Source organism: Bacillus sp. FSL R5-0593 (assembly GCF_038603755.1).
GTDB lineage: Bacteria > Bacillota > Bacilli > Bacillales > Bacillaceae > Bacillus > Bacillus velezensis.
The window spans coordinates 350,103-372,201 of the sequence record NZ_CP152011.1 but is presented as its reverse complement, the minus strand read 5'-3'; the positions used below and the strand labels follow the sequence as shown (position 1 = coordinate 372,201).

The following is a 22,099-nucleotide window of genomic DNA, read 5'->3' as shown; positions in this document are numbered from 1 at the left end:
GGTGAGCTTATCGCTATAATAAGTCAATTGACGATACACCCGCAACCGTTCATTTCTGAATAGGGAAACTGCAAAAAACACTTTCTGATTGAATTTTTAATGAATAAAGTTGATTTGTGCGGATGGTTTTACAGATATTCAGCTGAATTGCGGCTGAGAAATATATTTTAACAGCTTTACAGCCGGCCGATTCTGCTTTATTCTTGGACCAGCTTTACAGCAATTAAAACTGGAGGTGATTGATACTCTTGAAAACATTAAAAGCACTGCTGCTTGTTCTTATCATCATTGCCGGAGCAGTCGCGGCCCTGATCAAGGGTGATCTTTTCTCAGATAACGAGCAGACCGTTCAGAAGAGTGATTACGACAAAGTAATCTTATTTCCGTCCGATCGATATCCGGAAACAGCAAAGCATATTAAGGACGCGATAAAAGAAGGGCATTCCAGCATATGCACCATTGACAGAGACGGAGTACATAAGCGGCGTGAGCAATCTCTTAAACATGTGCCCGTCAAAACGGGATACGATAGAGATGAATGGCCGATGGCGGTTTGTAAACAGGGCGGAAATAATGCCTCCGTAGAATATATTTCTCCGGCAGACAACCGCGGAGCCGGCTCTTGGGTCGGACACCAGCTTACCAATGATCCCGACGGAACGAGAGTATTATTTAAAATCAAGTAAAAAACAGGAGGAACAGCGCATTGAATAAATCATGGAAACCGCAAGAACTGGCCATTTCTTATCATCAATTTACAATCTTCCAAAAAGATTCAGAACCGCCTGTCATCGATTGGACCGATGAAGCCATTGAAAAAGGATATGCGGAAGCTGACGGAGCTGTTTCATTTGAGGCAAGGAGAAATACGAGGGCATTTATCGTCCTCAGGCTTAACACAAGTGAACCGGTACCATCCTATGAGAAAAAAGCGACTGTTCCCTTTGAGGCTGTAAAAGATGGAATTGAGATTGAAAGCGTGATGTCAAAGCGGCTTTCTTTTAATATTCCGAAAGGCCGATACAGCCTTACCTGTTATTCACTGCCTGCCGAAATATCCGATCTTCATGCGGATACGTATATTATTGATGCAGCCGCAATGTAAAAGAAAGCCCTGAGAGAATCTTATTTCTCTCAGGGAACTTTTATAAACTTTTACCGTTTGTTTCAATTACATTCTGGTACCAATAAAAACTTTTTTTCCTGATCCGTTTCAAATCCTTTTCATCTTCTTCATCTCGATTGATATAGACAAAACCGTAGCGTTTTTGATAGCCGTTCAGCCAGCTTAACAGATCCGTGAATGACCAGCTGCAGTAGCCGATGAGATGAACTCCGTCACTAATGGCCTCTCTGCACTGTTCAAGATGGGAGCGTAAATAGTCAATTCTGTAGTCATCCTGAATTGAGCCGTCTTCTTCTATTTTATCGAATTCCCCCAGCCCGTTTTCTGTTATAAAAACCGGCAGCTCATAGCGGCTCGTTATACGCCGGAGGCCGATGCGCAGACCTATCGGGTCAATCGTCCAATCCCAATTACTCGTCACGAGGTTCGAATTCTTTTTCGTTTTAAACAGACCCGGTATACCGGTATCCTGGTTTGTCCCTTTCTGACCAGTCGTGTTCATTTTCCCCTCCGATACACCGTCAAGAGGATTTCTTTCGTACGTAATCGTCTGATAATAATTAACACCGATAAAATCCGGCTTGCCTTTTGCAAGCAATTCCATATCCCCGGCTTCAATGGCGGGCGCCCAGCCCTTTTCCTTTAAATAATTGAAAGGAATTTGCGGATAAGTCCCCCGGCAATACATATCAAGCCACCAATGATTCATAAATTCCTCTGCGTTTTCAAATGCAGTTATGTCTTCAGGATGACTTGTAAGCGGATAAGCCGGTGAATAAGCGAAGCTCGGGCCGATCATGCCGTCAGGAACATATTGTCTGAAGGATTCAATCGCTTTGGCATTAGCTAAAAATGCGATATGATTCGCTTCATAAAATCGTTTTCTGTCCTTTACGCCGGGCGGATGTGCAGCTGTAATAAACCCGTTATGAAAATTATAATTCTGCTCGTTTAACGTGACCCAGTATTTCACCTTGCCGGCAAATCTTTTGTATAACGCAATGCAGTAATCATTAAAATCATCAATAATTTTTCTTGATTCAAAGCCGCCGTATTCATCCATCAGCGCCTGAGGCAAGTCCCAATGATAAAGAGTCAGCACCGGCTCAATATCGTTAGAAATCAATACATCGATCAGGTCTTCGTAAAATGCGATCCCTGATTCGTTGATTTCCCCTCTGCCATTCGGAAAAATTCTCGGCCAGCTGACAGAAAAGCGGTAAGCTTTCAAACCCATTTCTGCCATCAAGGCGATATCTTCTTTATAACGCTCATAATGGCCAACTGCTGTATCGCCATTTGAGCCTTTAAACGTTTTATCCGGTATTTTCGTGAATAAGTCCCATACTGAAGGTCCTTTACCGTCTTTATTCCATGCTCCTTCAACCTGATAGGCAGCCGAGGCTGATCCCCATAGAAATGTATCAGGGAACAGGCCCTGTTTTTTATGTATCATGTGTTTCATCCTCCTGATGCGTATGATATTGATATCATACGTTATGAAACGCGTTTCAGAGCAATCCCGATAAAAACAAAAAAGCATCCGGCTTGCCGGATGCTTAAGAATGATGATGCCGCTTTTCCAATTTATGAGGCGGAGGCTTCGGGACAAACCCATTTTGTTTCATCATGTTAAAGCGCCTGTCCATATGCTGTTTAATATGTTCTGCTTTTTCTTTCGGCAGGACTCCGTACTCAACATATTTGGATATGACATGTTTTCGTTTTTCGAGCACTTCTTTTTCAAGTGATTCAATTTCTTTTTTCTGCTGTTCCGTGAGTGACATGGTTGAAGGCATTTTTGTTCCGGCGGCGTGTGCCGGCATTGTGAAAACCATTGCTGTAATGAAAAACGCAGCTAAAGACAATGCAGCTTTTTTCATGACTCTTTCCTCCTTTAACGTTTGTTATATGTTGCTCCCTCATCCATTTTTTATGCAAAAAAAGAGCGAAATTATTCGCTCTTTTCAATCGATTCGTCCGGCAGCGCGTATGTGACATACGTTCCCGCTACAAAATCGTGGATTGACCGTCTGTCTTCTCTCATTCCGACCATGAATGCGCTCACGATCACACCAATTCCAAACGTCACGCCATATATCAGGCCGCCCACAAGCACTCTCAAAATCATAGTGAGGAAGCCTACCTGAGTGCCGTCTTTTTTGACGATGCGGATACCGCAGATCTTTTTGCCGATAACATAACCGTTCCAGTATACAGGGAGCAAAATAGCATAAAGAGTCAAAATGATGCTGATCATTGTGCTCTCATTCGGATCTTTTCCTGTTGCCAGCATAAAAATAATCGCCAAAGGCACTGAAGTAATTAAATAGTCGAGTACCACGGCTCCCAATCTGATCCAAAATCCCGCCGGTCTGTAAATATTCATCATGTTTCTCCTCGCTATGGCTTTAAAATCACTTTAATGTTGCCATCTTCTTTTTTGTCAAATATATCATATGCAGCAGGAGCTTCCGCAAGACTCATTTTGTGTGTAATGATATCCGTCGGATCAATTTCATTTTGTTCGATCATTTGATACAGCATCGGCATCAGATGAATAACGGGTGCCTGGCCCATTTTTAAAGAAACGTTGCGTGTGAAAAAATCACCGAGCGGAAAGCCGTCCGCTTCAGAAATGTATGCGCCCGTGAGCTGCACGGTTCCGAACTTCTTAACGGCTTCTGATGCTGTAAGAATCGGACTGATCGTTCCGAACTGATTCGGTTTTTGCTCTGTTTTTTCTTTTGAAAGCGGCGTGCCGTCCATTCCGACACAATCAATCACTACATCCGCGCCCCCTGACGTTTGTTCATGCAACAGTTTCCCGATCTCATCATGTTCTGAAAAATTGAAGGTCTCTGCTCCGTTTATGCGTCTCGCATGTTCAAGGCGGTGCGGGACTTGATCAACTGCGATAACCCGGTTAGCTCCTTTTTTCCACGCGAATTTTTGCGCCATTAAGCCGATCGGACCTGATCCCAGAATCACGACTGTATCTCCTTTTTTCACTCCGCTGTGCTGGACGCTCCAAAAGGCGGTCGGCATGACATCTGACAGAAGCAGCACCTGCTCATCTTCAAGCTCACTGTCTGCCGGAACCAGAAAAGAAGAGAAATCAGCATAAGGAACACGTAAATATTCAGCCTGCCCGCCGGGATAATTACCGTTAAACTCCGAAAAACCGAATAAGCCGCCGGCATCTGTATGAGGATTTGGATTAGATTCATCACACTGGCTTTCCATCTGGTGCTTGCAATAATGACATTCTCCGCAGCCGATGTTAAAAGGAATCACGACCCGATCGCCTTTTTTCAGCTTTTTGACTTGACTGCCCGTTTCTTCAACGATTCCCATCGGCTCATGCCCGACGATATAACCCGGATCGGCGGGTATTCCGTTTTTATATAAATGAAGGTCTGAACCGCATATCCCGGTTGCGGTGATTCGAACGATGACATCTCTCTCATCTTGAATGGCGGGTGCCGGGACTTCTTTCACTTCCATATGTTCTTTTCCTTGGTATGTCAGTGCTTTCACACTTGGTCAGCTCCTTTTTCATCACTCCTTCCCTTTTCACCTGCTTCTAAACTTGGCCGGTATGTTATTCGGCCCGCTGAATATCCCATTGAAAAGGATCTTCAAGCTGCGACCAATCGGAATCGAACTCAGACGGCGTGAGCAGGCACTGATCCAATTCCTTTGTAATGGCTGCTTCATCTAAATCTGTTCCGATAAACACCAGGTTCGTATGACGGTCTCCGAATTGGTCGTCCCAATCTTCCAGAATCTCCGGTTCCTGCTGTTTGATCTGCTCCTGCTCAAGTTTCGGCATTGCCGCCACCCAATAAGAAACAGGCTCAATCGAAACCGCCGGACCCGCCTGAGACATCAGCAGCGCAAGGCTGTTGCGGGTTGCGCACCAAGCAATTCCTTTTGCGCGCACAATGTTGTCAGGCATTGATTGATGCAGCCAGCTGTCAAAACGAACGGCATGAAACGGCAAACGCCGCGAGTACACAAACGAAGTGATACCGTACTCTTCCGTTTCGGGAGTGTGCGCTTCATGACCTGCCGTCAGCTCCTTTATCCATCCTGCTGATGAACTCGCTTCCTCAAACTCAAATAAATCGGTATTCAATATGTATTCGGCGGGCACTTCTCCGCGGACGGACCGGATCAGTCTGGCACGGGGCTGTAATGCGCGAAGAACCGTTTCCAGCTGTTCAAGCTCTTTTTCGCCGACCATGTCGCATTTATTTAAAATGAGCACATCACAAAACTCGATTTGGTCAATTAATAAATCGGCAATCACCCGTTCATCCTCTTCTCCCGCCGCTTCCTTCCGGTCAAGAAGGCTGTCACCGGACTGGAAATCATGCCAGAAGCGGTTTGCATCCACCACGGTCACCATTGTGTCCAGCCTGCAGAATGTTGTCAGATCAATGCCCATTTCTTCATCTATATAAGAAAATGTCTGGGCAACGGGAATCGGTTCGCTGATCCCTGTTGATTCAATCACAATATAATCAAATCTGCCGTCTTTCGCGAGTTTCTCAACTTCGACTAATAAATCTTCACGCAGCGTGCAGCAGATACAGCCGTTGGATAATTCTACGAGTTTCTCATCCGTCCTTGACAAGCCGCCTCCCTGCTTCACCAAGCCCGCGTCTATATTTACTTCGCTCATGTCATTGACGATGACGGCAATTTTTAAACCGCTGCGGTTTTGTAAAATATGATTTAGAACGGTCGTCTTTCCGGCACCAAGATAGCCGCTCAATACTGTAACCGGAATTTTCTTCATAAAATAGCCTCCTGACAAAATAGAATGATTACGATTTATACCCCGCACCTGCTTTATTATCATCATGATGTACATTGTTGTAAATCGTAATGGTTACTATTTATTCTGATGTATTCTCCGTTTAAAATCAAGTGAAAAATAATCAATCATAAAAAAGACACGCTGTCATACGTGTCTTCCGCCCAAACTTAAACATCCGCAGGACTGTTTTCAGTGCCATAGCTTTTTCTCCAAAAATAGCCTGCGGCAAGAACAAGCACAAATGCGAGCAATGCGATACATGAAAAAGAGATAAAACCGATCGCATACGTTCCCGTCATCTGCTTCAATGATCCTAAAATATTGGGAAGGAAAAAACCTCCTATGCCGCCGGCTGCTCCGACGATTCCCGTCACCATTCCGATTTCTTTTGCAAAGTGCTGAGGGACAAGCTGAAATACCGCTCCGTTGCCCATACCGAGCGCCATCATTCCGATAAACAGCAGAACGATCACCGTTGAAAGCGGAGGCAGGCTGCTGACTCCCGCCATACACAGAGCCGCGATGACAAACAGTACAGCGAGAACTTTCGCACCTCCCGCCCGGTCTGAAATCCAGCCTCCTGCAGGGCGAAAAAAACTGCCCGCTGCGACACATATTGTGACGAAATCACCGGCATGGATTTTTGACAATTGATATTGATCAACGAAAAAAATCGCCAAAAAACTTGATAATCCCACAAAACCTCCGAAAGTGACGCCGTACAGAAGACAGAAACACCATGTTTCCTTCTGCCTGAAAACGTGAAGGTAGTTTTTAAGCGGCTGCGGTGCGGGCTGTGCAGGAGAGTCCTTCGCCATGACGATAAACAGTATAAAAACGATCATCAACGGAAGAAGCGCAATTCCCATTACACTGTGCCACCCAAACTGTTCCGCAAGGCGGGGACCGAACAATGTCGCAAACAAAGTGCCGCTGTTGCCGGCACCTGCTATCCCCATTGCAAGCCCCTGCAAGTGAGGCGGATACCACCGGCTCGCCATCGGAAGCGCAACAGCAAAACTTGCGCCCGCTACGCCCAGCAGAATGCCGATCGCATACAGCTCAGTCAAAGAACGGCCGCCGAATGCCCCCCAAAGCAGCGGGATCATCGTGATCAGCATCCCGATCAAGGCTGTTTTCTTCGGCCCGATCCTGTCCGTTAACACACCTAAAATGATCCGAAACACAGATCCTGATAAGATCGGCAGAGCCACGACAAACCCTTTTTCAAAAGAAGATAACCCGAAATCCTGAGAAATATAAACGCCGAGCGCCCCCAGCATTACCCAAATCATAAAACTCACATCAAAATATAAGAAGGAACAGAGCAAAGTGAGCGGATGACCGCTTGTTTTTAATTCCGACAGCTTCATAACATTCTCCTTTCCGGTCTTCTATCATTTCAAATTGCTGAATCAAGAATATATGACGGGCATTCACCGGAAAAGACATGTGTAAGATAATGCGACACATTTAATGCGTTAATCAGGCAATGTGCCATAATTTCTCATAGAGAAGCAATCTTACAGGCAGCTGCAAAGGAGGTTTGGCGAATGAAGAAACAACGATTAATTGCAGCAGGGAACGGAATGGCCGGAATCCGCTGTATTGAACACATTTTAAAGATGAACCGTGACATGTTTGAGATTGTCATTTTCGGAAGCGAACCTCATCCCAATTACAATCGCATTCTCTTATCCTCCGTTTTACAAGGTGAGGTTTCGCTTGATGACATTACGCTGAATAGCCGCGAATGGTACGAAAAAAACGGAATTACGCTTTACACGGGAGAAACGGTTGTACACATTGATACAGAACGGCAGGTTGTCACAACGGATCGAAAGCGCAGCATGACTTACGATCAAATCATCCTTGCAACGGGCTCCTCTCCTTATATTCTCCCCATACCCGGAGCAGATAAAGAAGGTGTGTACGGCTTTCGGACAATAGAAGACTGCCAATCCCTTATCAATGCGGCCGGCCGGTATCAAAAGGCGGCGGTCATCGGCGCCGGTTTATTAGGTCTTGAAGCGGCCGTCGGCTTACGGCAGCTCGGCATGGACATCAGCGTCATTCACCGCTCTTCCGCCATTATGCAAAAACAGCTTGATCCAACGGCATCCCGCCTGCTGCAGAAAGAGCTGGAACGAAAAGGCTTAGTCTTTCTTTTAGAGAAAGACACGGCATCCATTACAGGGAACTCACGGGCGGAAGGCATCCGTTTCAAAGACGGTTCTTCCATAGAAGCAGACCTGATTGTCATGGCCGCCGGTGTGAGGCCCAATATCCGATTGGCTGCATCTGCCGGACTTTCAGTGAACCGAGGAATCATCGTCAATCAATTCATGCAGACGAACAAACCGAATGTGTATGCCGTCGGTGAATGCGCGGAGCATGACGGGATTGTATACGGATTGGCGGCGCCGCTTTATGAACAGGGAAAAGTGCTCGCGCAGCATCTATGCGGCGTCCCGTGCGAAGGGTTTCAAGGCTTTGCACAATCTGCAGCCTTAAAAATAGCCGGTATTGATGTATGGTCGGCAGGAAAGGTGCACGAGGATGAGCACACAGCCGGCATATTGTTCCATGATGAGCATGCAGGCATCTACAAAAAAGCGCTCTTTGAGGACGATAAACCGGCCGGCTTTATTTTATTCGGGGACACGCGCGGTAAACAGCGGCTACTCGACAGTCTTGTGAAGCAAAGAGATATTTCCATCGTGAAAAAACAGCTCATGGAACCGGATCAGAGCGGTATATCCTTTAAATCCATGCCTCCCCATGAAACCATTTGCCAATGCAGCTCAGTGACCAAGGGCTCCATTGAAGAAGCGGTGAACAAATATGGCTTAAAAACCGCGGAGGAAGTGAAGCACATGACAAAAGCGTCCGGGTCTTGCGGAGGATGCAGGCCGCTCGTTGAAGACTTGCTGAAGTATATGGCAAGCGATGATTACACAAAACCCTCCTGCCAGCCTTCGTTTTGCGGCTGCACCGATTTGACGGAGGAAGAAGTCATCGCCGAACTTCGGCGCCGTCCGTTCACTGATGCCGCCGAGGTGATGGAAGTGATCGGCTGGAAAACAGAAAACGGCTGCCGCATTTGTATTCCGGCGCTTCACTATTACCTGGAAAGGACGCGGCCTGATTTTATGCAGTTCAATGAAATATCGGCAGAAGAGACATGCACCCTGATTCCGCAAATGTACGGCGGACTGACACGTGCGGCAGAGCTCAAAAACATCGCAGACGTCATCGAAGCATACAGCATCCCCGGCGTTTCGATGACTGACAGTCACCGGCTGAGGCTTTCCGGAATCAGGCCAAATGACCTTGCAAGCATCAGAAAAGCACTGAACATGCCGGTTTTCTCCCCCCGGCACCGCAGGACGATTCAAATCAGAGCATGTACGTGCGGACAGCATCGCTCCTTTCAAGAGCTGGCAAGCAGGATTGAACGAGATACCGACACGCTTGCCGTCCCCGCTTATATATCCGTCAGCTTGTCATGTGAAAACAATTGCACCGATGCTTACATTCAGGATATCGGCGCGCTTCAGACACAAACTTGCTGGGAAATTTATATCGGGGGCGTCCGCGGAAAACAAGCCCGCGCCGGCAGCCTTTTTTGTGTGACGGATAACGAAGACAGTACCGCCGCTATGATGAAAGGCCTTATTCAATATTATCGCGAAACGGCTCACTACAACGAAGCGATTTATCAATGGGTTGACAGACTCGGCCTCGTCCATATCAGAGAAATGCTGTTTGAAGAAGATATGCGGACACAGCTTCTGAAAAATCTCCGTTCAGACATATCCCTGCTGCAAAACCTGTCTGCCGGGAAAACGCCATACGAAAGGATGAAGCTTTTTGACTGAACCGATGCTCCGTTATTTCCGTGACAAACTGCAAGATGTCCAATCGGAAAAAACATATGAGACGCAATGCCCGTTCTGCAGCATGCAATGCAAAATGCAGCTTACGGAACAAACCTTCGCGGCACGGAAGAAATACACTGCAATCGGCATTGATAATCCGACGACACATGGCCGTTTATGTACAAAAGGCATGAATGCCCATCAGCATGCCGTGCACTCTTCCCGCATTACACGCCCCCTGCTTAAAAAAAACGGTGAATTTGTGCCTGTCTCTTGGGCTGAAGCACTGAATCGCATTAAGGAACAAATCAATCTGATCCAAACCGAACACGGCAATGATGCGATGGCTGTCTACGGGAGCGCCTCAATTACAAATGAAGAAGCCTATCTGCTTGGAAAGTTCGCACGGGTCGGCTTACAGACGAAATACATCGATTACAACGGGCGGCTCTGTATGTCTGCCGCAGCAACGGCGGCCGGCCAGACATTCGGCGCGGACAGGGGCCTGACGAATCCATTATCGGACATCCCGCATACACGTGTCATCATCCTGGCAGGCACCAATATCGCCGAATGCCAGCCGACGATCATGCCGTATTTTGATAAAGCGAAAGAAAACGGGGCTTACATTATCGCCATTGATCCCCGGGAAACGGCGACGACCAAAATAGCCGATCTTCACCTGAAAATCAAGCCCGGCACAGACGCAGCCCTGGCAAACGGACTCGTCAAAATCTGCATTGACGAACAGCTTACAGACAAAGACTTTATCCGCACACGCACAAACGGATTCAATAAGCTCAAACGGCATACCGACGCTTTGGATCTGAAAGAGATCTCCGAGCAGACAAGTGTTCCTTTGGAGCATATACGAAAGGCCGCCGTGAAGTTTGCCAAGGAAACATCCGGCATGCTGTTTACAGCGCGGGGGATCGAACAGCAGACTGACGGTACCGCGGCAGTGAAAGCTTTCTTAAATATGGTGCTGATCACCGGAAAAATCGGCAAGCCCTTCTCAGGTTACGGGGCGATTACCGGTCAAGGCAACGGACAAGGCGCGAGAGAACACGGCCAAAAAGCGGATCAGCTTCCGGGCTACCGTTCTATCGAAATTGAAGAACACCGGGCGCACATTGCGAAGGTGTGGGGGATTCATCAGGATGAGCTGCCGCGCAAAGGCGTCTCAGCCTATGAAATGATAGCAAAAATAGATAGCGGCGACATCAAAGGGCTGTTTCTCATGTGTTCCAATCCGGCTGTTTCCGGCCCAAATGCGAATTTCGTCAAGCAGGCAATCAAGAAACTGAGATTCTTTGTCGCAGTTGATTTATTTATTTCTGAGACCGCGGCATTCGCGGATGTGATTTTACCCGCCTCCTCTTATTTGGAAGACGAAGGCACGATGACAAATGTAGAAGGCCGCGTGACATTAAGAGAAGCGAGCCGCACCTGCCCCGGAGAAGCGAAACATGATTGGCAGATCATCTGTGACATTGCCTCGGCTCTTGGTAAAGGGCATTATTTTCCCTATACGTCGGCGGAGGAAATCTTTAACGAACTGAGAGAAGCGAGCCGCGGCGGAATTGCTGATTACTCTGGCATCACCTATGACAGGCTCAGGCGGGAAGGCGGCATTCAGTGGCCATGTCCTGAAGCGGATCACCCCGGAACCGGGCGATTGTTTGAGCACTCATTTGCCCATCCCGATCACAGAGCTGAATTAAGCGTGATTCCAAATGAACCGGCCGTCCCGAAAGAGAAACCGAGCGCCGGCTATCCGCTTTATTTAACCACAGGAAGGGTGATGTCTCATTACTTAACGGGTGTCCAAACGAGAAAAAGCTCCGCCCTGGCTGCAAGACATTTCGAATCCTTTGTGGAAATCCACCCAAAAACGGCGGCCGACTATCATATCGAAGACCGTGTTCTCGTGAAGATAGAATCCCCCCGGGGCAGCATCACGGTCCGGAGCAGATGGTCGGAGAAAGTACGAAAAGACACGTTGTTTGTTCCCATCCATTGGTCTGACACGCAAAACGTCAACGACTTAATTGGTGAAGCCTTGGACCCGGACTGTAAAATGCCCGGTTTTAAGATGTGTGCGGTACGAATCAGCCCTATATAATTTTTCATAAAATTTTTAGATTTTTTAGTATTTTTTGTTACATTTCATAACATGCATCTTAAATATTTGTTTTTGCTGTGCTACGCTAAAAAAAAACAAAGATAAGGAGCGGATCATCTGATGGGAAAAAAACAGCTAGTCCTTGTTGGAAATGGAATGGCCGGGGTAAGAGCGATTGAAGAAATACTGCGTGTTTCAAAAGACGAATTCGAGATTACAATATTCGGGGCCGAACCTCATCCCAACTATAACCGAATCCTTCTGTCAAAAGTGCTGCAAGGCGATACCGACATTCAAGACATTACGTTAAACGATTGGAACTGGTACAAAGAAAACAACATTCAGCTGTATACCGGTGAAACAGTCATCAAAGTCGACACGGAAAACAAAACCGTCATCACAGATGCAGACAGAATCCAGCCTTACGATGAACTCATCCTGGCGACAGGCTCTGTCCCTTTTATCCTTCCGATTCCGGGCGCAGACAAACAAGGCGTCACGGCATTCCGGGATATAAAAGATACCGACACGATGCTCGCCGCGTCAAAACAATATAAAAAAGCAGCCGTCATCGGCGGAGGACTGCTTGGTTTGGAAGCAGCTCGCGGACTGCTGAATCTCGGAATGGACGTGTCTGTCATCCACCTCGCCCCATTCCTGATGGAGCGCCAGCTTGACGCAGCGGCGGGACGCCTGCTGCAAAACGAATTAGAAAAACAAGGCATGACCTTTTTCCTTGAAAAGCAAACCGAAGAAATTCTCGGTACTGACCGTGTCGAAGGCGTACGCTTCAAAGACGGCACAAGCATCGAAGCTGACCTGGTCGTCATGGCGGTCGGCATCCGCCCGAATACACAGCTTGGCACAGAAAGCCGCATTCCGGTAAACCGCGGAATCATTGTCAACGATTATATGCAGACTGACATTCCGCACATTTACGCGGTCGGTGAATGTGCCGAGCACCGCGGAATCGCATACGGTCTTGTGGCGCCGCTCTATGAACAGGCAAAAGTGCTGGCCAAACATATTTGCGGCATTGAAACAAAACCGTATGAAGGCTCCGTTCTCTCCACTCAATTAAAGGTATCAGGCGTCGAAGTCTTCTCTGCCGGTGACTTTAACGAATCAGAGGACAAAAAAGCGATTAAAGTGTTCGATGAGCAGGACGGCATTTATAAAAAAATCGTCCTGAGGGGCAATCAAATTGTCGGCGCTGTTTTGTTCGGAGACAGCAGCGAGGGCAGCCGCCTGTTTTCAATGATTCAAAAACAAGCCGATATCTCTGAAACCTCCAAAATATCAATCTTACAGCCTCTTGATCAGGAAGCAGGCGCAAGCATGACCGCGGCGATGAGCGACGATGAAATCATCTGCGGATGCAACGGCGTTTCAAAAGGCGCGATTATTCAAGCCATTCAGGAAAAAGGCTGCACATCTACGGACGAAATCAAAGCATGCACCGGGGCATCCCGTTCCTGCGGAGGCTGTAAACCGCTCGTGGAAGACATTCTTCAATATACACTGGGCTCAGAATTTGACGCGTCCGCGCAAAAAGAAGCGATTTGCGGCTGCACATCACTGTCGAGAGATGAAGTCGTAGAAGAAATCAAAGCCAAAGGGCTGTCCCATACAAGAGAAATCATGAACGTGCTCGGCTGGAAAACGCCGGAGGGCTGCTCCAAATGCCGTCCTGCCCTCAACTACTACTTAGGCATGATTAATCCGGCTACATACGAGGATGACAGAACATCCCGTTTTGTGAACGAACGGATGCACGCCAATATTCAAAAAGACGGAACATACTCAGTCGTTCCCCGGATGTACGGCGGCGTGACCAACTCTCAGGATCTCCGCAAGATCGCCGATGTCGTCGACAAATATGAGATCCCGCTCGTTAAAATGACAGGCGGCCAGCGAATTGATCTCATCGGCGTCAAAAAAGAAGACCTGCCGAAAGTATGGGCCGAGCTTGATATGCCGTCAGGCTACGCGTACGGAAAAACACTCCGCACGGTAAAAACGTGCGTAGGCGAACAATTCTGCCGCTTCGGCACGCAAGACTCCATGGCACTGGGCATTGCGCTTGAGAAAAAATTCGAAGGGCTCAATACGCCTCATAAGGTCAAAATGGCCGTGTCCGCCTGCCCGCGGAACTGTGCGGAATCAGGCATTAAGGACCTTGGCGTTGTCGGCATCGACGGAGGCTGGGAGCTTTATGTCGGCGGAAACGGCGGAACCCATTTGCGCGCCGGTGATTTGCTGATGAAAGTAAAAACGAATGAAGAAGTCTTAGAATATGCGGGGGCTTACCTTCAGTACTACAGAGAAACGGCAAACTATCTGGAGCGGACATCCGCATGGCTTGAGCGCGTCGGTTTATCTCATGTCCAATCCGTATTAAACGATCCGGAAAAACGGCAGGAGCTCAACGACAGAATGAATGAGACACTCTCTGTCCACAAAGATCCGTGGCAATACTTCCTTAAAGATAAAAAAGCATCTAAAGATCTATTCGAAAATGTCGTCACGACTTCATAAAACAGTAAGGGGGAACGGACATGGTGAATAAAGATATGACAAAGGTTTGCATAGGCAAAGTAAACGAATTACCCGAGGAGTTAGGAAAAACCGTATATATAGAAGATAAAGAGCTTGCCGTATTTAAGCTTTCTGACGGGAGCGTCCGCGCCGTCGAAAACCGCTGTCCCCATAAAGGGGGCGTCCTGGCTGAAGGCATCGTCAGCGGAGAATACGTCTTCTGCCCGATGCATGACTGGAAAATCTCCTTAGAAGACGGAAAAGTCCAAGAGCCGGATCATGGCTGTGTCAAAACATACGAAACACTGATTGAAGGAGAGAATGTATACCTCCTGTATTGAGCAAAGACCGGATCACTTTTTCAAGTGGTCCTTCATTTTTTAAACTGCTGAAGGGATGACGCCATCATGAAAAACGGAATCGTATATTTTGTCGGTGCCGGACCAGGAGACCCGGGGCTGATCACCGTAAAAGGAAAACAGGCTCTGGAGAAAGCGGATATTATTTTGTATGACCGGCTCGCAAACCCAAAGTTTCTTGAATATGCCTCACCCGACTGCCGCTTCATTTATTGCGGAAAGCTGCCCGACCGCCATTTTATGAAACAGTCTGAGATAAATGCCCTGCTGATTGAAAAAGCGGCGGAGGGCTTCACCGTTGTCCGCTTGAAAGGCGGAGACCCAAGTGTGTTCGGCAGAGTCGGCGAAGAAGCAGAGGCGCTTCATCAGCACGGCATCCGCTACGAAATGGTGCCCGGCATCACCTCGGGAATCGCAGCGCCGCTGTATGCGGGAGTCCCCGTCACCCACCGTGATTTCGCTTCGTCCTTCGCGATGATCACCGCTCATGATACATCATTGCACGGCAGGCCGAATCTCGACTGGGAAGGGCTTGCCCGAAGCGTTCAAACGCTTGTGTTTTATATGGGCGTTAAAAATCTGTCATTTATATGCCGTAAGCTTACGGAGTACGGAAAATCCCCTTCCGTTCCCGTACTCGTCATTCAATGGGGGACGTGGGGGCGGCAGCGGAGCGTTAAAGGAACGCTTCAGGATATCCATGAAAAAGTTCAAAGCCAAAACATCACCAACCCTGCCATTATCGTCATCGGTGATATTGTCAATTTTCAAACACACAGCTGGTTTGAAAGCAAGCCGTTCATCGGGCGGCATATCATGGTTGTCACTCATGGCGATGAAGAACATACATTGACAGACAAGCTGCGCGAGTATGGCGCCGATGTTATTGAATGGCCGAAGCGGATCGTTAAAAAAATGCCCGCAAACGAAAACATCCTGAAACAGATCAGCACCTTTGAACAACTATTTTTCACATCACGCCTTGCGGTATGCGAATTCTTTGACACACTGGCTTTCAAGCAGATCGACATCCGCCGGGTGACCGCAAGCCTGAATGCAGCGACTGAGGCCGCAAAGACGGAACTGACAAAACGGGGCTTTCTCCTATCCGAATGTCAAATTGATTCTCCGCATTCACTCATTGTAGGAAGCCGTCAAGCAGCAGAAAACTTGTCAGACTCAAAATCATGCCCGTTTTATATCACCCATGAACACATCGCAGATGAGCGGTTCACTTCCATGATCGAACGCACGATCAGCGAGTCTCCTCTGCAAATGATTATCTGTATGGGCAAAGAATCCGCTCAGCATTTGATCAGCGCCGGAAAACAAATCGGCATATCACCGGATCCGTCAGCAAACCGCCCTCCCGTCATCTGCATGGGCGAAGACGTCCCCGCCGGCTGCGGGTTTACCGCCGTGAAAAATCAGGAACAGTTATTTGCATTTATACGAAATGAAATGAAAGACATGCTCGTTCACAGCTGATACGCCGAAATGCTTTTCTGACCCCCAGACTCAACATCGGGGGTCAGCCCTTTTTTATTGTGTCACCAATTTTTTATGGTGAGTCGAATACATCGCCATCTGATCCGCCTGCGGGTCCAAATAGGCTTTGGCGCTGTTCACGGCGGTCGGCCCCTCCGTGAAACCGCCTGCAATCAATCTGAGCTTGCTTTCATAATGGGCGGCGTCACCGGCGACAAACACGCCCGAAAGATTCGTCCGCATATGTCTGTCAGCTTTAATCCTGCCTTCTTCTATCTCAAGCCCCCAGTCCTTCATCGGACCGAGATCAATTTTAAACCCGTGGTTGATAATGAGCTCATCAAGCTTGATGACTTCAGAAAGTCCCGACTCAGTTTGGCAAACGGTGACGCTCTCGATCCGTTCTCCGGTGCCGTTGAGATGCTTCAGACGATATGGCGCAAGCACCCGCACGGAAGACCGCTTCATTTTCGCCACGCTGCTTTCCAAACCGCCGAACTCCTCCCTGCGGTGCAAGACGGTAACAGACGCCGCAATCGGTTCCAGCTCATTCGCCCAGTCAACCGCGGTATCTCCCCCTCCTGAAATCACGACATGCTTATCTCGAAACGCATCAAGCTTCTCCACCTTATAATGAAGGTTCTTTCCTGAATAACGGCTCGCATCCGCGCTGTCAAGTTCATTGACCTCAAGCGTCCCCATGCCGACGGCCAAAATCACCGTGCGCGTATAGTGCTTTTCTCCTTCGGAACTTTCAAGCACAATGGTTCCGTCTTCCAGCCGTTCAAATCCGGTCACCCGCTGATTCAACACGATATCCGGCTCAAATGTCGCCGCCTGTTCCTTCAGCTGCTTAATCAGCTGTTCTCCGGCAATCCCGGGTATTCCGCCGATATCACGGATGATTTTTTCAGGGAAAAACATAGACACTTTCCCTCCGAGCCGCGGCAAAAACTCGATCACTTTCGTTTTCAGCTCGCGCATCCCGCAATAAAAAGCCGCAAACAGGCCGATCGGGCCTCCGCCTATAATCGTGACGTCATACACCTCATGATTTTCCGCCATCGTTCTGCCTCCCGTTTATATCTATACTTCAACATTTTTAATTGAGAATCAATATCAATGAAAGTATAACACATATTGAGGAGCAGTGTTTATTCATTTCTCTCTTGCGGGAAAGGAGTGATTCAGAAGTGAGGTTCTGAGATTGATAAGCGGGAAGGTATTAAAACTGAAACCAGTACGGCGACTGGTTTCTTTTTTATCTCTTTTTCATCAGCATGATATCGAGATACAGCTGGCACCTTGTCCTGAAGTCGTTTAAATTAATTGATGTCATGTCAAGAATCTGTTTGATACGGTAGTTCAATGTGTTTTGATGAATAAAAAGCTGTTCTGCGGCTGGTTTTGTTTTGCAGTTATTGAGGAGATAGATTTCTAACGTTTTCAGCAGTTCGGTACTGCTTTCTCTGTCTTTGGCTTTTAATAATGCTAAATCATCGTTTACATATTCCAGTGAGGCGTTTTTTTCTTCGATGCTTTCAAGATAGCGGTAAATCCCGAGCTTACTGTATTCGTACGGGATATTTTCCTGGTTTCCGGTAATTTCGGCGGCCTTTATGACTTCAAGGGCCTCTATATAACTTTTGCCGAGCTTCAGGATGCTGCTGTATTCATTGCCGATTCCGATATAGATGGGAGTGGGGATCTTCTGAAAGTGAAAATGAGTCAGCAGTTTGTGGATGAATTCAGATGCTGCCGAAGTGCCGGAGCTTTTTTGCGAGAAGCTTGCGACGACGATGACAATATTGGAATCAATGGTTAAGACGTGACTGACTTTATCCCGCAAATTCAAGTACGATTTGATGTTTTCCTTCACATCTTCGACTGCCTCCCCATCCCCATTTGCGGCGTGCAGGACGACTACCGAAAAAACCGACGGCAGCACGGCGTTCATCTTTTCCGCTTCCCGCCTGAACTCCTTTTCAGAGGAGAATTGCTGAAAGATCGCCCGTTTCACCAGGTCTTCCGCTCTCTCTTCTTTTTCCTGTTTCAGCCGGTTCGTTTTATAGATGATTTTTCCGACATGGAATGAAGTTTCATATAAAAAATCGAGCTCCTCGTCCGTCAAGTTTCGGTCGAGCTCCTGAATCCAGATGTAGCCCATCACTTCCCCTTTATGTTTTGCGCTTACAACCACTCTCTGATTCAGTCCGATACTGTCTATTTTTTCGACACGGAACGGTTCAGGAACGGTTTTCAGCTTTTCGATCACCCCGTCCTTCAGAAACCTTTCAAAAATCTGCACGGGGCATTTTTTTGAAAATATCGTCTGCTGGTTGGCGGAGTCGAAGTGATTAATGTAATAAGAATTATAGGCAAGCAAAAAGAAATCCGCGCTTTCCAGAATAACGGGCTTCTGCAATTCATAACTGATGAAATCAATTAATTTATCAATGTCCGTAAATGAAAAAACTCTCTCTAAAAGCTCTTCCATACCTATTTCTCCTATGCTCTTTTTATCTTTATCATACTCTGCGGGGTGACTTTTTGTATAGAAAAAAATTCACATATTCCCAAAACGGAATTATCCGAAAGCCTGTATCGTGAAAAGAGGAAAAAGGGCGGTCCCTTCTTCCTCTCGTTCCTTGCTTTTATTGAGAAAGTGTATCACGGTACTCATGAAACTGATCTGTGACATCTTTTGACGGAGCCTGTGTCAATAAGCTGACGACAAATACAGCGGCAAGGCTTACAGCAAAGCCCGGAATGATTTCGTACAAAAAGTCTGAAAGACCGGCATTCGCCCAAATGATTACGGTAATCGCTCCCGCAATCATGCCGGCGAGTGCCCCCCATTTCGTCATCCGTTTCCAAAATAAACTGAGCAGTACGACCGGCCCGAATGAAGCGCCGAATCCCGCCCATGCATAGCTGACAAGACCAAGTATCGTGTTGTTTTTCTCCCAAGCGAGCACCAAAGCGATGATTGACACCGCAAGCACTGCCATTCTCCCCAGAAATACGAGTTCCTTATCAGAAGCCGAACGCCTGAACATGGACTTATACAAATCCTCTACTAAAGAACTGGACGTAACGAGCAGCTGAGACGAAATCGTACTCATAATGGCCGCTAAAATCGCAGAAATGAGAAATCCCGTAATAATCGGGTGGAACAGAATGTTGCCGAGCTGAATAAAAATGGTTTCCGGATCAGCCAGCTTCAGTCCGTTCTGGTGGTAATACGCGATTCCCGCAAGACCCGTAAACAGCGCGCCTAGTGCAGACAAAATCATCCATCCCATTCCGATCCGTCTGGCGCGTTTGATTTCTTTCACAGACGTGATCGCCATAAAGCGCACAATAATATGCGGCTGCCCGAAATAGCCGAGCCCCCACGCAAATAAAGAAATAATGCCAAGGACGGTCGTCCCTTTGAACATGTTAAACAGTTCCGGGTTGACGGAACGGATATCGGCAACGGTTTCCCCCGGGCCGCCCGTATGGAAAATCGTCACAATCGGCACAAGAATAAGCGCCACAAACATAATGATCCCTTGAACAAAGTCCGTCCAGCTTACCGCCAAAAAGCCCCCGAACAAGGTGTAGGCGACAACGACGCCTGTCACGACCCACAGTCCCGTGTGGTAATTCAACCCTAAAATGCTGTTGAATAAGACACCTCCGGATACCATGCCGGATGATACGTAAAATGTGAAAAAGACGAGAATGACAAGACCCGAAAACAGTCTGAGAAGCTTCGTATGATCACCGAAACGGTTTTCAAGGAAACCCGGAATGGTGATGGAATTCCCCGCTTTTTCGGTATACGTTCTCAGTCTCGGCGCCACGAAAAGCCAGTTCGCCCACGCCCCGAGCACAAGCCCGAGCACAATCCAAGCGCCGCTTAATCCTGTCGAGAACATAGCACCCGGAAGCCCCATCAAGAGCCATCCGCTCATATCCGCCGCTCCCGCGCTGAGCGCTGTGACGGCAGGGCCTAAAGAACGCCCCCCGAGCATGTAATCCGTCAGATTTGACGTCCGTCTGTAGGCGAAATAACCGATAAACAGCATACCCGCCATATAAATACAAATGGAAATAATCAACTGAATGTTTGCTATGGCATTTCCTCCTCCGCTTTATATGTTTATGGTGAAATGGACACCCCCCGCGAGGAGGATGCCCATTCAGTCCCTCTTAAAACATTTCACTGATTGTTTTCGCCTGCATGTGGAGGGCCAAATAATCCGGGCCGCCCGCTTTTGAATCAGTGCCGGACATTTTGAAGCCTCCGAACGGATGGTAGCCGACAATCGCTCCCGTACAATTGCGGTTGAAGTACAGGTTGCCGACATGGAATTCCTGTTTCGCCCGTTCAATATGTTTGCGGTTATTTGTAATGACCGCGCCTGTCAAACCGTATTCAGTATTGTTGGCCACTTCTAAAGCTTCATCAAAGTTTGACACTTTAGAAAACGCCACGACAGGCCCGAAAATTTCTTCCTGCATGAGTCTGGCTTTCGGATCAAGGTCAGCGAAGATCGTCGGCTTGATAAAGTAGCCTTTTGAATCATCTCCGGTGCCGCCGCTTACTAAACGGCCTTCTTCTTTTCCGATTTCAATGTAGCTCATGATCTTGTCGTAAGAACCTTGGTCGATGACAGGCCCCATATAAACATCTGCACTGTCAGGTTTAGCAGTTACTTTTGATTCCGTAATTTCAATGACACGCTCTAATACTTGATCATACACTTTTTCATGGACAACTGCACGTGAACCTGCAGAACATTTTTGTCCCGCGAAGCCGAATGCTGATGTAAAGATGGATTGAGCCGCCAATTCAATGTCCGCATCTTCGTCAACGACAACCGTATCTTTACCGCCCATTTCTGCAATGACGCGTTTCAGATGCTGCTGGCCCGGCTGCACTTTCGCCGCGCGTTCGAAAATTCTCGTACCGACTTCTCTTGATCCTGTAAATGTGATAAGGCTTGTTTTCGGATGGTCAACAAGATAATCGCCTACTTCTGCTCCGCTTCCAGGAACAAAGTTGACTACGCCTTTTGGCAATCCGGACTCTTCAAGCACCTCAACAAATTTTGCTGCAATAACAGGTGTAGCACTCGCAGGTTTTAGAACCACTGTGTTTCCAGTAACGATCGGCGCCACTGTTGTTCCTGCCATGATCGCAAACAAGAAGTTCCACGGCGGAATAACAACTGTCACTCCAGTCGGCGTGTATACATATTGGTTTTTCTCGCCTTCACGGCTGTTGACCGGTTTGCCTTTTGCCAGTTCGATCATTTGGCGTGCATAATACTCCATGAAGTCAATCGCTTCAGCCGTATCCGCATCAGCTTCGTTCCAAGGTTTTCCCGCTTCCTTGACGAGCAGGGCGGAGAATTCGTGCTTTCTGCGGCGGACTTTGGCAGCTGCGCGGAACAAAACGGCCGCTCTTTCTTCAGGGGATGTGTATCTCCACTCTTCGAACGCTTTCGCAGCAGCTTCAATCGCTTGCTCAGCGTGCTCCTGGGACGCCTTTGACACTTTTCCGACGACTTCTTCTTTATCAGCCGGATTGATTGAAACGATTTTCGCTTCCGTCTCTACCTTTTCACCGTTGATGACGAGCGGATAATCTTTTCCCAGATACTCATTTACCGTCGCAAGCGCTTTCTTAAATTCTTCAACGTTCGATTGATCTTGGAAATTCGTGAATGGTTCGTGTTTATAAGGTGTAGTCATTGTCAT

At 47.7% G+C, this 22,099-nt stretch carries 17 protein-coding genes; 7 read left to right on the top strand and 10 right to left on the bottom strand.

Going from position 1 to position 22,099, the window contains the following annotated elements:
- The first annotated feature begins 248 nt into the window (after positions 1–248).
- Both NYE36_RS01815 and NYE36_RS01810 read left to right on the top strand, forming a co-directional pair.
- Positions 249–686, top strand: coding sequence for a NucA/NucB deoxyribonuclease domain-containing protein (locus tag NYE36_RS01815; protein WP_003156588.1), 438 nt, complete (start codon positions 249–251; stop codon positions 684–686).
- Between the two features lie 20 nt (positions 687–706).
- Positions 707–1,105 (top strand): competence protein ComJ, encoded by a 399-nt coding sequence (locus NYE36_RS01810; protein WP_144664492.1) that lies wholly within the window; start codon positions 707–709, stop codon positions 1,103–1,105.
- A 40-nt stretch (positions 1,106–1,145) separates the two neighbouring features.
- Here the strand turns inward: NYE36_RS01810 and NYE36_RS01805 are convergent, their stop codons facing one another.
- From NYE36_RS01805 to NYE36_RS01780, 6 genes are all read right to left on the bottom strand, one after another.
- Positions 1,146–2,582, bottom strand: coding sequence for a family 1 glycosylhydrolase (locus NYE36_RS01805; protein WP_265451395.1), 1,437 nt, complete (start codon positions 2,580–2,582; stop codon positions 1,146–1,148).
- A 103-nt stretch (positions 2,583–2,685) separates the two neighbouring features.
- Complete coding sequence (locus NYE36_RS01800) at positions 2,686–3,009, bottom strand: YckD family protein (protein ID WP_007409357.1); 324 nt, start codon at positions 3,007–3,009, stop codon at positions 2,686–2,688.
- Between the two features lie 71 nt (positions 3,010–3,080).
- Positions 3,081–3,515, bottom strand: coding sequence for an RDD family protein (locus NYE36_RS01795; RefSeq protein ID WP_007409358.1), 435 nt, complete (start codon positions 3,513–3,515; stop codon positions 3,081–3,083).
- A gap of 14 nt (positions 3,516–3,529) precedes the next feature.
- Positions 3,530–4,666, bottom strand: coding sequence for a zinc-dependent alcohol dehydrogenase (locus tag NYE36_RS01790; RefSeq protein WP_007409359.1), 1,137 nt, complete (start codon positions 4,664–4,666; stop codon positions 3,530–3,532).
- Positions 4,667–4,730: 64 nt separating this feature from the next.
- On the bottom strand, positions 4,731–5,933 hold the full coding sequence (locus NYE36_RS01785; RefSeq protein ID WP_064107758.1) for a GTP-binding protein: 1,203 nt from the start codon (positions 5,931–5,933) through the stop codon (positions 4,731–4,733).
- A gap of 188 nt (positions 5,934–6,121) precedes the next feature.
- Positions 6,122–7,327 (bottom strand): nitrate/nitrite transporter, encoded by a 1,206-nt coding sequence (locus NYE36_RS01780; protein WP_342496876.1) that lies wholly within the window; start codon positions 7,325–7,327, stop codon positions 6,122–6,124.
- Between the two features lie 180 nt (positions 7,328–7,507).
- Here NYE36_RS01780 and nirB point away from each other — a divergent pair, with 180 nt between their 5' ends.
- The 5 genes from nirB (at position 7,508) to cobA (ending at position 16,345) form a co-directional block, all read left to right on the top strand.
- Complete coding sequence (gene nirB, locus NYE36_RS01775; protein WP_020955299.1) at positions 7,508–9,835, top strand: nitrite reductase large subunit NirB; 2,328 nt, start codon at positions 7,508–7,510, stop codon at positions 9,833–9,835.
- The gene (locus NYE36_RS01770) at positions 9,828–11,960 is read left to right on the top strand and encodes a nitrate reductase (protein ID WP_265451394.1); all 2,133 of its coding nucleotides are present in this window, start codon (positions 9,828–9,830) and stop codon (positions 11,958–11,960) included. Before nirB ends, NYE36_RS01770 begins: the two co-directional genes overlap by 8 nt.
- A gap of 120 nt (positions 11,961–12,080) precedes the next feature.
- Positions 12,081–14,498, top strand: a complete 2,418-nt coding sequence (gene nasD, locus NYE36_RS01765) for an NADPH-nitrite reductase (protein ID WP_094032054.1) — start codon at positions 12,081–12,083, stop codon at positions 14,496–14,498.
- Positions 14,499–14,518: 20 nt separating this feature from the next.
- A complete protein-coding gene (gene nirD / locus NYE36_RS01760; RefSeq protein WP_007409365.1) occupies positions 14,519–14,839 on the top strand; it encodes a nitrite reductase small subunit NirD in 321 nt (106 codons plus the stop codon).
- 66 nt (positions 14,840–14,905) lie between these two features.
- Positions 14,906–16,345 carry a uroporphyrinogen-III C-methyltransferase gene (gene cobA / locus NYE36_RS01755; protein WP_094032053.1) on the top strand — a complete coding sequence of 480 codons (1,440 nt, stop codon included), beginning with the start codon at positions 14,906–14,908 and terminating at the stop codon, positions 16,343–16,345.
- A 54-nt stretch (positions 16,346–16,399) separates the two neighbouring features.
- Here the strand turns inward: cobA and NYE36_RS01750 are convergent, their stop codons facing one another.
- From NYE36_RS01750 to pruA, 4 genes are all read right to left on the bottom strand, one after another.
- Entirely contained in the window at positions 16,400–17,410 is a 1,011-nt protein-coding gene (locus NYE36_RS01750) for an NAD(P)/FAD-dependent oxidoreductase (RefSeq protein ID WP_265451393.1), read from the bottom strand.
- Between the two features lie 196 nt (positions 17,411–17,606).
- Positions 17,607–18,842, bottom strand: a complete 1,236-nt coding sequence (locus NYE36_RS01745) for a PucR family transcriptional regulator (RefSeq protein ID WP_003156600.1) — start codon at positions 18,840–18,842, stop codon at positions 17,607–17,609.
- Positions 18,843–18,999: 157 nt separating this feature from the next.
- On the bottom strand, positions 19,000–20,454 hold the full coding sequence (putP, locus tag NYE36_RS01740; protein WP_015239118.1) for a sodium/proline symporter PutP: 1,455 nt from the start codon (positions 20,452–20,454) through the stop codon (positions 19,000–19,002).
- A gap of 91 nt (positions 20,455–20,545) precedes the next feature.
- Positions 20,546–22,093, bottom strand: coding sequence for an L-glutamate gamma-semialdehyde dehydrogenase (gene pruA / locus NYE36_RS01735; protein ID WP_011996302.1), 1,548 nt, complete (start codon positions 22,091–22,093; stop codon positions 20,546–20,548).
- Positions 22,094–22,099: the final 6 nt, after the last annotated feature.

What these genes read in the sequence shown, in the direction of transcription:
- NYE36_RS01805 (WP_265451395.1), bottom strand. Translation starts at nt 2,582, where the DNA reads ATGATACATAAAAAACAGGGCCTGTTCCCTGATACATTTCTATGGGGA.
- nirD (WP_007409365.1), top strand. Translation starts at nt 14,519, where the DNA reads ATGGTGAATAAAGATATGACAAAGGTTTGCATAGGCAAAGTAAACGAA.
- NYE36_RS01750 (WP_265451393.1), bottom strand. Translation starts at nt 17,410, where the DNA reads ATGGCGGAAAATCATGAGGTGTATGACGTCACGATTATAGGCGGAGGC.
- NYE36_RS01795 (WP_007409358.1), bottom strand. Translation starts at nt 3,515, where the DNA reads ATGAATATTTACAGACCGGCGGGATTTTGGATCAGATTGGGAGCCGTG.
- NYE36_RS01785 (WP_064107758.1), bottom strand. Translation starts at nt 5,933, where the DNA reads ATGAAGAAAATTCCGGTTACAGTATTGAGCGGCTATCTTGGTGCCGGA.
- pruA (WP_011996302.1), bottom strand. Translation starts at nt 22,093, where the DNA reads ATGACTACACCTTATAAACACGAACCATTCACGAATTTCCAAGATCAA.
- NYE36_RS01745 (WP_003156600.1), bottom strand. Translation starts at nt 18,842, where the DNA reads ATGGAAGAGCTTTTAGAGAGAGTTTTTTCATTTACGGACATTGATAAA.
- cobA (WP_094032053.1), top strand. Translation starts at nt 14,906, where the DNA reads ATGAAAAACGGAATCGTATATTTTGTCGGTGCCGGACCAGGAGACCCG.
- nirB (WP_020955299.1), top strand. Translation starts at nt 7,508, where the DNA reads ATGAAGAAACAACGATTAATTGCAGCAGGGAACGGAATGGCCGGAATC.
- NYE36_RS01780 (WP_342496876.1), bottom strand. Translation starts at nt 7,327, where the DNA reads ATGAAGCTGTCGGAATTAAAAACAAGCGGTCATCCGCTCACTTTGCTC.
- nasD (WP_094032054.1), top strand. Translation starts at nt 12,081, where the DNA reads ATGGGAAAAAAACAGCTAGTCCTTGTTGGAAATGGAATGGCCGGGGTA.
- NYE36_RS01800 (WP_007409357.1), bottom strand. Translation starts at nt 3,009, where the DNA reads ATGAAAAAAGCTGCATTGTCTTTAGCTGCGTTTTTCATTACAGCAATG.